This is a genomic window from Aquipuribacter nitratireducens (assembly GCF_037860835.1).
Classification (GTDB): Bacteria; Actinomycetota; Actinomycetes; order Actinomycetales; family JBBAYJ01; genus Aquipuribacter; species Aquipuribacter nitratireducens.
The window spans coordinates 335544-349378 of the sequence record NZ_JBBEOG010000001.1 but is presented as its reverse complement, the minus strand read 5'-3'; the positions used below and the strand labels follow the sequence as shown (position 1 = coordinate 349378).

Below are 13835 nucleotides of genomic sequence, written 5' to 3'. Positions count from 1 at the left end.
GCCTCCTGGCAGGAACTCGGGCGTCAGCAGGAGGCCGCGGCGAACGGGGGTGATACGTCCGGTTCGTTCTCAGCCGGTGGCACGGTGCAGGACGAGCCGTGCGCGCGGGTGGTCGGCGGAGACGGCGACCCGCGTCGTCGTCGTGAGGTCGCCGGGGTCCGTGCCGCCGGTCCCCGCGAGGTCGGCGACCGCCCGGACGACGTGGTCGCGGGACGGGTCGAGCGCGACCTCGACGTCGAGGGTGACGGGTTCGTTCCCCAGTGCCGCCTCCGCCAGCGTCGCCCGCGACACCCGGCGCGCGGGGGCGTCGTGCTCGGTGACGTCGAGGACGTCGACCCGGAGCTCCGCCGCGACGACGGACGCGACGCCCGGCGCGAGGACGACCTCGACGCGGACCCTCACGGCACGCTGTGCTGGGCGGGCGCGTGCGGCTTGGCGACGGCGACCGCCGCCGCGGCGCTCGAGACGCCGAGCCGTTCCCGCACGTGCTCCATGTGTGTGCGGACGGTCGCGGTCGACACGACGAGCCGCGCCGCGACCTCGGGGTACGAGAGCCCGCACGCGACGAGCACGAGCACCTCCCGCTCCCGCGGCGTGAGGCGCGGCACCCCCGTCCTGCGCCGCTCCGCGTCCTGCACGATCTCCACCACGTGGGGCCGGAGCCGGGTGAGGACCTCCCGGTCGCGCTCGTCGGACGCTGCGCCCTCCTGCCGCATGAAGCAGATCCGGCGCGCGTGCCCCGGCTCCGCGGGAAGCGACACGATCATGCAGTCGCGGAGCTCGTCGTCGGCCGACGTGGCCGCGAGGCGGTCGCGCTCCAGCGGGTGGACGTCGTACGTGTGGACGACGCTGCGGAGGTCGCCGGAGCGCTGCGGCCAAGAGCAGGCGCTCGTCCACCAGCCCAGCCACCACTCGTCCTCGACGTGCTCGACCCCGACCGCGTCGCCCACGGCCTCCCTGCCGTGATCGAGGTCGACGGCCTGGATGAGCTCCGTGCGCTGCCGTGCGTAGTCGTGGTGCTGGTAGGAGACCTCGAGGTCGCACGGGTCCAGCCGCTGGAGGCCGGTGAGCAGCGTCCACGGGGCCGCGGGTCCCGGGTCGGGGTCGTCGGCGACGTCCCCGAGCAGCTGCAGCATGCGGTCGGCGTCGTGATCGCGCAGGTGACCCGTCATGGGCGACCTCCTGGGAGGGACTGGTGCGTCACCACCGTAGGAGTCGGGTGACCGGGACGGAATACGCACGATGACGACTACCGGACGGGCGAGGGCGGGTCGAGGCTCGGGGCACCGGTATCACCGGGGGCCGGCGACCCGAGAGGAGCCGTCATGACCACCGTCGCCACCCACCACAGCGCTCCCGCCCGGACCGCGGTGCTCGTCACCGCCGTGGTGCTCGTCGCCACCCTGCTCGTGCTCGGCGTCGTCATGCTGCTGACGCCCGGCAGCAGCTCCGGCACCGCGCCCGCGACGTCCGAGGGCGGCCCCGTCGCCGTCTGCCCAGCGCTGCCCGTCTCCGCCTGCTAGGCCGGCCCGCCGCTGGCAGGGTGGCGGCCATGACCGAGGACGCGACACCCCGCCCTCCCGTCGTGGTCGTCACCGGCGCCAACGGCCTCGTGGGGGCCCGCGTGTGCGCCGCGCTGGAGGGACGCGGCGCACACGTGCGGGCCCTCGTCCGGCGGCCGGGGACGGCACCGTCCGGGCCGCACGTCACCGAGCACGTCGGCGACTTCGCGGACCCGTCCCTCGCCGCGTCGGTCGTCGAGGGCGCCGACGCCGCCGTCACGACGGTGCACCCCATGGGTTCGGACCGGCGGACGCAGGAGCGCGTCGGCGTCGACGGCACGACGGCGTTCGCGCGGGCGGCACGCGACGCGGGCGTCGCGCGGCTCGTCCACGTGTCGACGGCCGGCGTGTACGACCGCTCCCCCGCCGCCGGCGACGTCGTCGAGGACAGTCCCCTCGTCGGGGACGACGACGGCGACTACGCCGTGACGAAGCGCGACACCGACGCGGCGCTCGCCGGGGTCGACGGGCTCACGACGGTCCTCGTGCGGCCGCCCGCCATCCTCGGCCCCGGGCCGACGTCGGTGTGGAACACGCTGCGGCCGCAGCAGGTCCGCGACGGCGACCGGGGCGCGAACCCGGCGAAGTCGTTCGCGTGGGTCCACGTCGACGACCTCGCGGCGCTCCTCGCCGACCTCGCGGTCGGGGCGGTCCGACCTTCCGGTGACCCGGAGCAGGGGCCGGTGGCAGGCGGCACCACACCGGTGCTCGTCGCCGGCGAGCCGGCGACCTGGCGGGACTACCACGGCACGGTGTGCGACGCGCTCGGCGTCGAGCCGGAGTGGACCGACGAGCCGGTCTGGACGGGACGCATCCGCCCCGACCGCGCCGCGCGCTGGGGCTGGGCTCCGCGCGTCGACCGTGCAGTTGCGCTCAGCGAGCTGCGGCGCGACGTGGCCGGCCTCCGGTACTGACGTCGTCCCGGCGGGGACGGTCCGATCGACGCGGGGCCAGCGCGGCGACCGCCGCGACGGCGACGACGCCGAGCGACACCAGGACGGCGGGAACCAGGGACAAGCCCAGCACGTCCCCGAGCTCCTGGGCGAGCACGAACCCGCCCATGACGACGACGAACCAGCCGAACGCCCGGCGCAGGGTGTCGGCCGGGATCCGCCCGGTGAGCGACCCGCCGACGAGCGAGCCGACGACGGCCGCGCCGGTGACGGCGAGGGCGAGCGGCCAGTCGACGTCGACGCTCGCGAGGTAGCCCGCGAGGCCCGCGAACGACTTGAGCGCGATCACGAGCAGCGACGTGCCGACCGCCGCGCTCATCGGCAGCCCGCCGAGGAGCACGAGCGCCGGCACCACCAGGAACCCGCCTCCTGCCCCCACCATCCCGGTGACCAGCCCGACGACGGCGCCCTCGAGGAGGACGACGCCGACCCGCAGCCCGTGCTCGGTCGCGCTGACCGCGCGGCGCCCGCGGATCATCGCGACGGCGGTCGCGAGCATCATCGCGGCGAAGAGCAGGAGGAGCACCGGTCCGGGCACGAACGCGGCGAGGCGGCCGCCCGCGTACGCGCCCGCCATGGCCGCCGCTCCGAAGAGCAGTCCCGTGCGCCACCGGACGCGCCCGGCGCGGGCGTGCGGCACGAGCGCCGCGAGGCTCGTCGTGCCGACGACGAGCAGGGAGGTCGCGATGGCCTCCTTCGCGTCGAGACCCGCGACGTACACGAGCAGCGGCACCGCGAGGATGCTGCCGCCGCCGCCGAGCAGCCCGAGACTGAGCCCGACGGCGAGGGCGAGGACGAGGACGAGCCAGAGCACGCTCAGCCCGCCCGCCGTGCGGCGCGGCCCGGACCGTCGCCGGCGAGCCGCGCGATCTCCCGTTCGAGGTCGTACGAGGTGTCGCGGTTGTACGGCAGGGCCATGAGGGCGCGGCCCATGAGGCAGCTGTTCGACAGCGCGGCGAAGGCGAGGCCGGCACCGATGGCACCGGCGACGACCTGGGCGCCCGGCACGACCGCGGACGCGACGACCGACGTGAGGACGATCGAGCCCGCGACGAGGCGGACCTGCCGTTCGAGCTCCCACCTCTGGCGGCCGCGCCGCAGCTCGCCGCCCGCCTTCTCCCAGGCGACGATCCCGCCGTCGAGGACGCGGAGGTTCGGCAGGCCGACGCCGGCGAGCGCCTGCTCGGCCTGCGTCGCCCGGACGCCGGAGCGGCAGACGAGGACGACGTCCTCGTCGAGGTGGTTGCGCAGCTCCTCGCGGTGCTCGCGCAGCGTGTCGAGCGGGACGTTGTACGACCCGGGCACGTGGGCCGTCTCGAACTCCGCAGGGGTGCGGACGTCGAGGACCCGGACCGTCCCGGCGTTCACGCCCTCCCGGAGGGCGGTGACGTCGAGGCGGCGGGGCTCGGCGGTGGCGGTCATGCGGTCCTCTCGATGGTGAGGCCGGCGGTCCCGGCGTTGTCGAAGGAGTCGTCGACGAGGACGACGTCGACGCCGGCACGGTCGAGCACGGCGGCGGCGATGGAGGAGCGGTAGCCGGCGGCGCAGTGCACCCAGACCGCCTGGCCTCGGGGCACCTCGTCGACCCGCTCGAGGAGCTCGTGGAGCGGCACGTGCTGCGAGTCCGCGACGTGGCCCGCGCGGCGCTCGTCGTCGCGGCGGACGTCGAGCACGTGCGGGTCGTCGCCGGCGGACCGCAGCCCGGCCAGGTCGGCGAAGGTCCTCCTCGGGTAGGTGGCGAGCAGCTCGTCGCCCGCCCAGTCCTCGACCCGACCCGAGGCGGCCGCGGCGGGCCGTTCGATACCGATCCGGACGAGGTCGCGCTGCGCGGCCTCGAGGTCCTGGGGGCTGTCGGCGAGCAGCGTGAGGGCGGTGCCCCACGGCACGAGCCACCCGAGGTACGTGATGAACGAGCCGTCGTTGCCGAAGTTGAAGGCGCCGCGGAGGTGGCCCGCCGCGAACTCGGTGCGGCGGCGCAGGTCGACGACCCACTCCCCCGCGTCGATGCGACGGCGCAGCTCCGCCGGGTCGGCCGGGGCCGCCGGCGACAGGTCGGGGGCCCCGGGGCCGGCGCTGTTGGCCGGCGCCATGTGGACGTAGTAGGCGGGGTAGGCGGTGAGCGAGGCGAGCGTCTGCTCCACCCACTCCTCGACGTCCTGCTGCAGCGCGGGGTTGCTGTCGCGCTGGCTGCCGATCGTCGAGGCGTCGCCCGAGGTGGGGGTGGCGGCGCAGAAGCTGCCGAAGCCGTGCGTCGGGTAGATCTCGGTGGCGTCGGGCAGCTCGTCGACGAGACGACGGGCGGAGGCGTGCTGGTGACGGGCGAGGGCCTGCGTGTGGTCCGGTCCGAGCAGGTCGGGCCGGCCCGTCGAGCCGTGGAGGAGCGAGCCCCCGGTGAAGACGACAGGTCCGTCGTCGTCACCCGGCGCGTCCACGGCGTAGGACAGGTGCGTGAAGGTGTGCCCGGGCGTGGCGAGCGCGCGGACGCGGAGCGCGCCCGTCGTCCACTCGTCCCCGTCGCGCACGGGCGTGCGCTCGTACGACACCTCGTCCTCGCCGTTGACGCAGTACTGCGCCCCCGTCGCCTGCGCGAGGGCGTACCCGCCGGTCACGTAGTCGTTGTGGATGTGCGTCTCGAGGACGTGCGTGAGGCGGAGCCCGCGCGCCTGCAGCACGTCGAGGACGCGGTCGTGGTCGCGCTGCGGGTCGACGGCGACCGCGACGGTGCCGTCGGTGACGACGTAGCTGCGGTCGCCGAGGCTCGGGGTCTCGATGGTGACGACGTCGATCACGGCTGGCTCCCTGCGGTGACGGGGTTGCCGGCGGCGACCCAGCCCTGGGTGCCGCCGGCGACGGACACGGCGTCACGCCCGGCCCGTCGCAGCACGTCCGTGGCGGCCTTGCTCCGGCCGCCGCTCGCGCACACGACGTAGAGGCGGCCGTCGGGCAGCCCGCCGGCGCGGCTCGCGACGGTGGACAGCGGGACGTTGAGCGCGCCGGGCACGTGGCCGGCGACGTACTCCGACGGCTCGCGGACGTCGACGACGACGGCGCCGTCGCGACGGGCGCGGGCGAGGTCGGGGATGTCGGTCTGGGGTGTCATCGGTCTCCTCCAACGGAACAAAGGCACGACGCAAATGTACGTACATTGTGGCGCGATGTCCAGTCGTAGGGTGAGGGGCGTGGGAGCGCTGGGGCCAGGAGCGGGACCGCTGTGGCGACGACTGCAGGACGACGTGCGCCGTCGCATCACCGCCGGGGAGTTCAGCGACGGCTTCCCCGGCGAGCTCGCGCTCGCCGCCGAGTACGACGTGAGCCGTCACACGGTGCGCGAGGCGCTGCGCGAGCTGCGCGGCGAGGGGCTCGTGAGCGCGGCGCGCGGGCGCTCGCCGCGCGTGGCCGAGGACGGGGTCCTCCACCAGCCGCTCGGCGCGCTCTACAGCCTCTTCCGCTCGGTCGAGAGCAGCGGGCGGCGACAGACGAGCGTCGTGCGGGCGCTCGAGGTCGTCACCGACCCCGAGGTCGCGGCACGGCTCGGTCGCAGTCCGCGCCTGGAGCTGCTCCACCTCGCCCGCGTCCGCCTCGCCGACGGGGACCCGCTCGCCGTCGACGACGCCTGGGTCCCCGCCGCCCGCACCCGCGCGCTGCTCGAGGTGGACTTCACGCACACGGCGCTCTACGACGAGCTGCGCACGCGGTGCGGCATCACGATCTCCGGCGGGTCCGAGCAGATCAGCGCCGGTCTCGCCGACGCCGCGACACGCGAGGCGCTCGACCTGCCCGACCCCTCGGCCGTCGTCGAGGTCGAGCGGGTCGGGCTCGTCGACGGCCGCCCCTTCGAGGTGCGCCGCACCCTCGTGCGCGGGGACCGGTTCGTCCTCGGGGCCGAGTTCTCCGCCCGGGACGGCTACCAGCTCGCCCGCTGAGCGCCGCTCGACGCTGAAAGGGGGATCCGTCCCGCGACACGCCGTACCCGGCGGGACAGATCCCCCTTTCGAGATCGCACGACAGCTCAGCTGGTCGTCGGGAACCCCAGGTCGAGCCCGGCGTGGCTGGGGTCGAGCCAGCGGGTCGTCACGACCTTGGTCCGCGTGTAGAACCGGAACCCGTCGAGGCCGTGGGCGTGGCTGTCGCCGAACAGCGACGCCTTCCACCCGCCGAAGGAGTAGTACGCCATGGGGATCGGGATGGGCACGTTGACGCCGACCATGCCGACCTCGACCTCCTCGCTGTACCGCCGCGACGCCCCGCCGTCGTTGGTGAAGATCGCGGTGCCGTTGCCGTAGGGGTTGGCGTTGACGAGGGCGAGGGCGTCGTCGAAGGACTCCACCCGCACCACGGACAGGACCGGGCCGAAGATCTCGTCCGTGTAGATCGTCATGTCCGGTGTGACGTGGTCGAAGAGCGTCGGGCCGAGCCAGAAGCCGTCGCGTGCGCCGTCGACCTCGGGGTCGCGCCCGTCGACGACGAGCCGCGCCCCCGCCGCCTCGCCGGCGTCGACGTAGCCGCGCACCCGGTCGCGGTGCTGGGCCGTGACGAGCGGACCCATGTCGCAGCCGCGCCGCCCGTCGCCCGTGCGCAGCCCCCGCGCGCGCTCGGCGATCTTGTCGACCAGCGCGTCCGCGACGCCGCCGACCGCGACGACGGCGGAGATCGCCATGCACCGCTCCCCCGCCGACCCGAAGCCGGCGTTGACCGCGGCGTCCGCGGCGAGGTCGAGGTCGGCGTCCGGGAGCACGACCATGTGGTTCTTCGCCCCGCCGAGCGCCTGCACCCGCTTGCCCGCCGCAGTCCCGCGCTCGTAGACGGCCTTGGCGACCGGCGTGGAGCCGACGAAGGAGGCCGCCGCGACGCCGGGGTGGTCGAGCAGCGCGTTGACGGTCGTGACGTCGCCGTTGAGCACGCTGAGGACGCCGGCCGGCAGCCCGGCCTCCTCCCACATCCGGGCCAGGAGCAGGGACGCGCTCGGGTCCCGTTCGCTCGGCTTGAGGATCACGGCGTTGCCCGCGGCGAGGGCGACGGGCACGAACCACAGCGGGACCATGGCGGGGAAGTTGAACGGGGTGATGACGGCGACGACACCGAGCGGCTGCCGCAGCGAGCGGATGTCGACACGCGTGGAGACGTTCTCGTTCGCCTCACCCTTGAGGAGGTGGGGCAGCCCGCACGCGAACTCGACGACCTCGAGGCCGCGGCTCACCTCGCCGAGCGCGTCGGACAGCACCTTGCCGTGCTCGGCGGTGATGACGGCGGCCACCTCCTCCGCGCGCGACTCGAGCAGCTCGCGGAAGCGGAACAGGACCTTGGTGCGTCGCCCGAGCGAGAGCCGCCCCCACGCGGCCCCTGCGGCCGCCGCGGCGTTCACGACGTCGTCGACCTCGTCGGGGTCGGCGAGGTCGACGTGCCCCGTCACCTCGCCGGTGGCGGGGTCCGTCACCGGGTGCGTCCGACCGGATCGGCCCCGGACCTCGGCGCCGGAGAGCCAGTGGCCGATGCTGCGGACCTGCCCGGGGGCACCGTCGGATGTCGAGCCGGGACGGGTGTCGGTGAGGGAGCTGGTCATGCGAGAGCCTCCTGGGGCGTGTGGGGTCGGGGGGCGGGTGCGCTGCCGTGGAGCCAGCGCAGGGCGTTCGTCGAGGTCGCGGCGAGGTCGGCACCTGCGGTGCGGGCGGCACCGACGGGGTCGACGCAGCCCATGTCGAAGGGGTAGTCGCTGCCGAGGACGACGTGGGCGGCGCCGAAGGCCCGGGTCGTCGCAGCGGCGGTCGCGGGGTCGTGGGTCAGCAGGTCCGCGTACACCTCGTGGGCGCGCAGGAGCCGGGAGGGCGCGTCGGCGAGGGCCGGCCCGGTCTCGGGGCGCACGCGCCACCCGTGGTCCCATCGCCCTACGACGGCGGGCACGCAGCCGCCGCCGTGGACGGCGAGCACCCGCAGGCCCGGCGTGCCGGTGAGTTCCTCGAACAGCAGCGACGCCACGCCGACGGCGGTCTCCACCGGGTTGCCGAGGAGGTTGCGGAGGTAGTGCCGACCGAGGCCGGGCCCGGGCGCCTGCACCGGGTGGAGGAGGACGGGCACGGCCGCGGCCGCGGCGGCGAGCAGGGCCGCGCGACCGGCACCCTCACCGACGGGCACGTCACCGACGAGCGGTGGCAGGGCGATGCCGCGCGCGCCGGCGGCGACCGCTGACCGCACTCCGGACACGGCGGCAGCCTCGTCGACGACGGGCACGGTCCCGAAGGGCACGAGCCGGTGCGGGGCTGCGCGGCACGCCCGGACGAGCGCGGCTGTGACCTCTGCGCACCACTGCCCGGCCCCCGCCTCGGGCGCTCCGAGCTGGAAGGCGTACGGCGGGGGCGAGACGACCCGGACGTCGATGCCCTGCCGGTCCATGTCCGCGAGCAGCACCTCGACGTCGGCGAGCGCCGTGACCTCGACGGCCATGGGGAAGTCACCGAGGTGCGCCCACCCGTCGACGTCGCGGACCCCGCCCGCCACGCCCGGCACGTGCCACACCTCCCTCGGCAGGAGGTGGGCGTGGGTGTCGACGACGGGCGGCCGGCCCGGGGGCAGCCGCTCAGGCACCGCGGCGGAGGGAGCCGACGACGAGGCGGTCCCGCGCGAGCTCGTGCGCCTGCTGCTCGGTGAGGGAGGCCGCCACCCGCAACATGTCCCGGATCTCCGCGTGCACCCGCGGCGGCCGTGCCAGAAGTGCGGCGACACGTGCCGCCACGACGTCCTCGAGCCGCTCCGCCGGCACGGCCTCGTTGAGCAGGTCGAGCTCGACCCCGCGCCGGGCGTCGAGCGCCTCGCCGGTGGCTGTCAGCCAGAACGCCTGACGCCGCCCCACGACCCGCGCGAGCCACGCGAGCACCAGCGTCGGCGCGAGGCCGATCCCGACCTCGGGGAACCACAGCCGGACCTCGTCGGACGCGACGGCGACGTCGCACAGCGCCGCAAGCCCCACACCGAAGCCGGCGGCGTCCCCGGCGACGACGGCGACGCTCACGAGCCGGCTGCGGCTGAGGGCGTCGTTGACGGCGACGAGGCTGTCGACCTCGCCGGGGAGCTCGTGCGCGGTGGCCGCGGTCCGCTCGCGGCCGAGGCAGAACGCCGAGCCGGCCGAGCGCAGCACGAGCACGTGCGCCCCCTCGGGGGGCTCCCGCAGGAGCCTGGCGAGGCGGTCGGCGGCCGCGAGCGGCAGCAGCCCGTCGGGCAGGTCGAGCACGACGGTGAGCACTGCCCCGTCGAGTGCGACCTCGAGCCCGTCGCCGGACAGGCCGAGGTCGCGGGCCTCGGTCACGGTCATCAGTTCAGCCGTCCCGTCGCGCGTCCCGCGTACCAGTCGACGTCGTCGGCAGCCGTCCGGACGGTGACCGCCCGGACGTGCGTGAAGTCGTGGAAGGACTCCCACCCGCCCTCGCGGCCGTGGCCGGAGTCCTTGACCCCGCCCCACGGGCTCGAGGGGTCGAGGCGGTGGTGGTCGTTCACCCACACGATGCCGTGCTCGAGCCGGGAGGCGACCCGGTGCGCCCGCGCGACGTCGCGGGTCCAGATGCCCGAGCCGAGCCCGAACGGCGAGTCGTTCGCGATGGCGACCGCCTCGTCCTCGTCGTCGAACGGGATGACGACGAGGACCGGCCCGAAGATCTCCTCCTGCGCGACCCGCATGGAGTTCCGCACGCCCGTGAGCACGGTGGGGGCGACGAAGAAGCCGCCGGGCAGACCCGGCACGTCGACCGCGTGCCCACCGGTCGCCACCGTGGCGCCCTCGGCGACACCGGTCGCGACGTAGTCGAGGATGCGCGTGCGGGCCCGCTCGGAGATCACGGGGCCCAGCTGGGTGCTCGCCTCCCGCGGGTCGCCGACGACGATGCGCTCCGCCTGGTCGACGAGGCGCTCGACGAACGCGTCGTGGATCGTGCGCTGCACGAGCAGGCGCGTCCCGGCGATGCACGTCTGGCCGGCGCCGATGAACCCGCCGAAGGCGGTGCCGCGGGCGGCGACGTCGACGTCCATGTCGTCGAAGACGAGCACCGGGCTCTTGCCGCCGAGCTCGACCGTCGACTTCGCGAAGCGGCGCGCGGTGGCGACGGCCACGGCACGGCCCGGCTCCGTGCCGCCGGTGAAGACGGCCTTGGCGACGAGGGGGTGCTCCACGAGGGCGGCACCGCCGACCGGGCCGAGCGCCGGCACGACGTTGAGCACGCCGGCGGGGATGCCCGCGTCGAGGGCGAGCCTGCCGACGAGCAGCGCCGTCAGCGGCGTCTGCTCCGACGGCTTGAGGACCACGCTGTTGCCCGTCGCGAGAGCGGGCGCGAGGCTCTTCGAGGCGATCATGAGCGGGTGGTTGAAGCTCGACAGGATGCCGACCACCCCGATCGGGAAACGCGACGTGTAGGAGTGGTACTCCCCGCTCATCGGCACCACCGCGCCGCGGTCGGCGAGCAGCAGCGCGGCGTTGTACCGGTACCACTCGGGCAGGCGCGTGATCTGCGCCTTCGTCTCGGTGATGGGGCGGCCGTTGTTGACCGCCTCCAGGCGGTACAGCTCCTCCATGTTGTCGGCGAGCAGGTCGGCGAAGCGGTTGAGCACCCGCGCGCGCTCGTGGATCGGGAGGTCCCGCCACAGGCCGCGCTCGAACGCGGCGCGGGCGGCCCGGACGGCGACGTCGACGTCGTCCGCGTCGGCGCAGGCGGCGCGCGCGAAGACCGCGCCGGTGGCGGGGTTGACGATGTCGAGGACGTCGCCGTGGCCGTCGACCTCGCGGCCGTCGACGAGCATCCGGTGGTAGGGCAGCGCGGCGGCGGACGTCGTGTCCGGTCGGCTGGCGGTCGTGGTCATGGTGCGGGCTCCTCGGCTCCTGGTGCGGCGGGCGGCTCAGACGGTCGCGGGCTGGCGGCGGGCGGCCTCGAGCTCCTCGAACCGGCGCAGGACGGTGGACTCGAGCACGGCGACGTCGGGGTCGGAGGCGCGACGGGGGCGGGCGAGGTCGATCTGCAGGTCCTCCACGACGTGGCCGCCGGCGAGCATGATGATCCGGTCGGACAGCTCGACGGCCTCGCCGACGTCGTGGGTGACGAAGACGACGGTCTTGCGCGTGCGGCCCCACAGCTCCTGCAGGTGCTCGCGCAGGCCACGGGCGGTGATGGCGTCGAGGTGGCTGAAGGGCTCGTCCATGAGCAGCACGTCGGGTTGCACGCTGAAGGCGCGGGCGATGCCGATCCGCTGCTGCTGCCCGCCGGACAGCTGGGAGGGCCACTTGCGGGCGGAGTCCGCGAGCCCGACGAGCTCGAGGGCCTCCATCACGCGGTCGTGCGCGTCGGCGTCGCCGCGCGGCTGCACGTACATGAGGTTGTCGTGGATGGTCCGCCACGGCAGCAGGCGCGGCTCCTGGAACACGTAGGCGAGCTTCGCCTCGTGGTCACCGGCGACGTGGCGCACGGAGCCACGGGTGGCGTGCTCGACGCCACTGATGATGTTGAGCAGGGTCGTCTTGCCGCAGCCGGACGGCCCCACGAGGGACACGAACGAGCGGTCGGCGATCTCGAAGCTGACGTCGTCGAGGACGGTCTGCTCCCCGCCGGCGGAGACGAAGGTCTTGGTGAGGTGGTCGACGGTGACGGTGGCCATGACGGCACTCCTTCTGTGGGGGCGGCGCTCAGGCGGCGGCGCGGGACACGGGCTGGGCGTCGGTCGCGTCGCGCCAGGCGAAGGCCCGGCGGCTGATGCGCTCGAGCACGAGCCGGTCGACGACGAGCATGAAGACGATGAAGAGGACGACCCAGGCGAGGAACCCGGGCATGCGGTTCGCGTCGTACCAGTAGCGGGCGCGGAAGCCGACGCCCTCGGAGGCGCCGAACCACTCCGACAGCAGCAGGCCGTTCCAGCCGGACATGACGGCGAAGCGGATGCCCGTGAACAGGTACGCCGACACCGCCGGCAGGACGACGTGGCGCATGTGGTGCCGCCGTGGGACGCCGAAGCTGTCGGACATCTGCGTGAGCGGCCGCGGTACCGCTGCGGCGCCGGCGGCGACGTTCACCGCGACGAACGGCACGGCCGACAGCACGACGGTGACGATGGGCGCGAGGTCGCCGAAGCCGAACCACATGACGCACAGCAGCGCCCAGATGATGGCCGGGATCGCGAGCCCCGTGAGGTTGATGTCGCCGAGCACGTCCCGGCCCACCTGCGAGGAGCCGATGAGGATGCCGAGCGCGGCACCCGCGACGACGGAGATCGCCATGCCGATGCCGAAACGGCGCATGCTGACGGCGAAGTTCTCCCACACCTGCCCCTCGACCGTCTCCAGCCACAGGGCGCGGACGACCTCGCCGGGGCCGGGGAAGGTCGCGCTGGCGACGCCGAGCACGACCCACCCGAGGAGGAACGCGACGAATGCGGTGAGGCTGGCGCCGACGGGTCCGGTGAGGAACAGGCGCAGACGGGTGGCGTTCACGAGCGGGTCCCCCTCCAGGCGAACAGCCGCTGCTCGAGGCGTGCGAGGAGCACCCGCTCGACGAGCAGCATGAAGATGACGAAGAACGCGGTCCACGCGAGCACCCCGGTCACGGAGAACTCCTGGTACTCGGCACGGATCTGGAACCCGATGCCGCTGCGGCCACCGAACACCTCGGTGAGGGCCTCGACCTTCCACGCCATCGCGAAGCCGTAGCGCAGGGCCGCGAAGAGGAACGGCAGGACGGTCGGGACGACGACGCGCCGGACGACCTCGCCGCGGCTGCGGCCGTAGACCCGGCTCATCTGGACGAGCTGCGGGTCGACGCTGCGCACGCCCTCGGCGACGTTGAGCGCGACGTACGGCATGGAGACGAGCGCGACCGCGACGACCGGGCCGACGGCGCCGATGCCGAAGAGGACGAGCGCGAACACCGCGTAGGTGAGGCCGGGCACGTTGCCGAGGACGAGCACCGGCTGGGTGAAGAAGTTCGTCCAGTACCGGCTGCGGCCCATGAGGAGGCCGACGGGCGCGCCGAGGAGCGCGCCGAGGGCGAAGCCGGCGGTGATCTTGCCGATCGAGCTGCCGAACTGGACGAACGCCGCGCCGGTCGAGACCAGGTGCCACATCTCGGCGGCGACGGTCCACGGCGGCGGGAGGATGAAGGGGTTGAGGAGGACGAGCGAGACGAACGTCCACACGGCCAGCAGGGCGACGTAGCCGGCGAGCGCGAGGAGGACCCGCCGGACCCGGTCGCGGCCCGGGCCCCGGCCCCGGGGGGCCGCGGCCGGCGGTGCCGACCTGCCTCCCCGGGGTCGGGTGCCTGCGGCGCCCGCGCTCGGGCGGTCGGAGGTGACGGTCATG

General features: G+C 74.7%; 16 protein-coding genes. 3 read left to right on the top strand and 13 right to left on the bottom strand.

Annotated features, from left to right (window positions below):
- Nucleotides 1-69: 69 nt before the first annotated feature.
- Both WAB14_RS01510 and WAB14_RS01505 read right to left on the bottom strand, forming a co-directional pair.
- Entirely contained in the window at nucleotides 70-402 is a 333-nt protein-coding gene (locus WAB14_RS01510) for a hypothetical protein (RefSeq protein ID WP_340266679.1), read from the bottom strand.
- A complete protein-coding gene (locus WAB14_RS01505; protein ID WP_340266677.1) occupies nucleotides 399-1172 on the bottom strand; it encodes a response regulator transcription factor in 774 nt (257 codons plus the stop codon). The genes WAB14_RS01510 and WAB14_RS01505 overlap by 4 nt, the downstream gene beginning before the upstream one ends.
- A gap of 153 nt (nucleotides 1173-1325) precedes the next feature.
- On the opposite strand from WAB14_RS01505, the gene WAB14_RS01500 reads away from it, so the two are divergent.
- Nucleotides 1326-1523 (top strand): hypothetical protein, encoded by a 198-nt coding sequence (locus WAB14_RS01500; RefSeq protein WP_340266675.1) that lies wholly within the window; start codon nucleotides 1326-1328, stop codon nucleotides 1521-1523.
- A gap of 29 nt (nucleotides 1524-1552) precedes the next feature.
- The gene (locus tag WAB14_RS01495; protein WP_340266673.1) at nucleotides 1553-2476 is read left to right on the top strand and encodes an NAD-dependent epimerase/dehydratase family protein; all 924 of its coding nucleotides are present in this window, start codon (nucleotides 1553-1555) and stop codon (nucleotides 2474-2476) included.
- On the opposite strand, the gene WAB14_RS01490 is transcribed toward WAB14_RS01495, so the two are convergent.
- Genes WAB14_RS01490 through WAB14_RS01475 form a run of 4 tightly spaced genes read right to left on the bottom strand, consistent with a single transcriptional unit; the run spans nucleotide 2436 to nucleotide 5615 of the window.
- Nucleotides 2436-3335, bottom strand: coding sequence for a sulfite exporter TauE/SafE family protein (locus tag WAB14_RS01490; protein ID WP_340267385.1), 900 nt, complete (start codon nucleotides 3333-3335; stop codon nucleotides 2436-2438). The genes WAB14_RS01495 and WAB14_RS01490 overlap by 41 nt on opposite strands.
- The gene (locus WAB14_RS01485; RefSeq protein WP_340266671.1) at nucleotides 3332-3937 is read right to left on the bottom strand and encodes a rhodanese-like domain-containing protein; all 606 of its coding nucleotides are present in this window, start codon (nucleotides 3935-3937) and stop codon (nucleotides 3332-3334) included. The genes WAB14_RS01490 and WAB14_RS01485 overlap by 4 nt, the downstream gene beginning before the upstream one ends.
- Complete coding sequence (locus tag WAB14_RS01480) at nucleotides 3934-5304, bottom strand: MBL fold metallo-hydrolase (RefSeq protein ID WP_340266669.1); 1371 nt, start codon at nucleotides 5302-5304, stop codon at nucleotides 3934-3936. The genes WAB14_RS01485 and WAB14_RS01480 overlap by 4 nt, the downstream gene beginning before the upstream one ends.
- Nucleotides 5301-5615: a rhodanese-like domain-containing protein gene (locus WAB14_RS01475; protein WP_340266667.1), complete on the bottom strand. Its 315-nt coding sequence runs from the start codon at nucleotides 5613-5615 to the stop codon at nucleotides 5301-5303. The genes WAB14_RS01480 and WAB14_RS01475 overlap by 4 nt, the downstream gene beginning before the upstream one ends.
- Before the next feature lie 79 nt (nucleotides 5616-5694).
- Here WAB14_RS01475 and WAB14_RS01470 point away from each other — a divergent pair, with 79 nt between their 5' ends.
- Nucleotides 5695-6438 (top strand): GntR family transcriptional regulator, encoded by a 744-nt coding sequence (locus WAB14_RS01470; protein WP_340266665.1) that lies wholly within the window; start codon nucleotides 5695-5697, stop codon nucleotides 6436-6438.
- An 86-nt stretch (nucleotides 6439-6524) separates the two neighbouring features.
- Here WAB14_RS01470 and WAB14_RS01465 read toward each other — a convergent pair whose 3' ends face one another.
- Genes WAB14_RS01465 through WAB14_RS01435 form a run of 7 tightly spaced genes read right to left on the bottom strand, consistent with a single transcriptional unit; the run spans nucleotide 6525 to nucleotide 13834 of the window.
- A complete protein-coding gene (locus WAB14_RS01465) occupies nucleotides 6525-8075 on the bottom strand; it encodes a CoA-acylating methylmalonate-semialdehyde dehydrogenase (RefSeq protein ID WP_340266663.1) in 1551 nt (516 codons plus the stop codon).
- On the bottom strand, nucleotides 8072-9094 hold the full coding sequence (locus tag WAB14_RS01460; protein ID WP_340266661.1) for an amidohydrolase family protein: 1023 nt from the start codon (nucleotides 9092-9094) through the stop codon (nucleotides 8072-8074). The genes WAB14_RS01465 and WAB14_RS01460 overlap by 4 nt, the downstream gene beginning before the upstream one ends.
- Entirely contained in the window at nucleotides 9087-9818 is a 732-nt protein-coding gene (locus tag WAB14_RS01455) for an enoyl-CoA hydratase/isomerase family protein (protein WP_340266659.1), read from the bottom strand. Before WAB14_RS01455 ends, WAB14_RS01460 begins: the two co-directional genes overlap by 8 nt.
- Nucleotides 9818-11353, bottom strand: a complete 1536-nt coding sequence (locus tag WAB14_RS01450) for an aldehyde dehydrogenase (protein WP_340266657.1) — start codon at nucleotides 11351-11353, stop codon at nucleotides 9818-9820. The genes WAB14_RS01455 and WAB14_RS01450 overlap by 1 nt, the downstream gene beginning before the upstream one ends.
- Nucleotides 11354-11389: 36 nt before the next feature.
- Nucleotides 11390-12142, bottom strand: coding sequence for an ABC transporter ATP-binding protein (locus WAB14_RS01445; protein WP_340266655.1), 753 nt, complete (start codon nucleotides 12140-12142; stop codon nucleotides 11390-11392).
- Between the two features lie 28 nt (nucleotides 12143-12170).
- The gene (locus WAB14_RS01440) at nucleotides 12171-12971 is read right to left on the bottom strand and encodes an ABC transporter permease (RefSeq protein WP_340266653.1); all 801 of its coding nucleotides are present in this window, start codon (nucleotides 12969-12971) and stop codon (nucleotides 12171-12173) included.
- Nucleotides 12968-13834, bottom strand: a complete 867-nt coding sequence (locus WAB14_RS01435) for an ABC transporter permease (RefSeq protein ID WP_340266650.1) — start codon at nucleotides 13832-13834, stop codon at nucleotides 12968-12970. Before WAB14_RS01435 ends, WAB14_RS01440 begins: the two co-directional genes overlap by 4 nt.
- Between the last annotated feature and the right edge of the window lies 1 nt (nucleotide 13835).

Coding starts and splice junctions, on each gene's coding strand:
- WAB14_RS01505 (WP_340266677.1), bottom strand. CDS start 1,172: ATGACGGGTCACCTGCGCGATCACGACGCCGACCGCATGCTGCAGCTG.
- WAB14_RS01500 (WP_340266675.1), top strand. CDS start 1,326: ATGACCACCGTCGCCACCCACCACAGCGCTCCCGCCCGGACCGCGGTG.
- WAB14_RS01495 (WP_340266673.1), top strand. CDS start 1,553: ATGACCGAGGACGCGACACCCCGCCCTCCCGTCGTGGTCGTCACCGGC.
- WAB14_RS01485 (WP_340266671.1), bottom strand. CDS start 3,937: ATGACCGCCACCGCCGAGCCCCGCCGCCTCGACGTCACCGCCCTCCGG.
- WAB14_RS01475 (WP_340266667.1), bottom strand. CDS start 5,615: ATGACACCCCAGACCGACATCCCCGACCTCGCCCGCGCCCGTCGCGAC.
- WAB14_RS01465 (WP_340266663.1), bottom strand. CDS start 8,075: ATGACCAGCTCCCTCACCGACACCCGTCCCGGCTCGACATCCGACGGT.
- WAB14_RS01455 (WP_340266659.1), bottom strand. CDS start 9,818: ATGACCGTGACCGAGGCCCGCGACCTCGGCCTGTCCGGCGACGGGCTC.
- WAB14_RS01450 (WP_340266657.1), bottom strand. CDS start 11,353: ATGACCACGACCGCCAGCCGACCGGACACGACGTCCGCCGCCGCGCTG.
- WAB14_RS01445 (WP_340266655.1), bottom strand. CDS start 12,142: ATGGCCACCGTCACCGTCGACCACCTCACCAAGACCTTCGTCTCCGCC.
- WAB14_RS01435 (WP_340266650.1), bottom strand. CDS start 13,834: ATGACCGTCACCTCCGACCGCCCGAGCGCGGGCGCCGCAGGCACCCGA.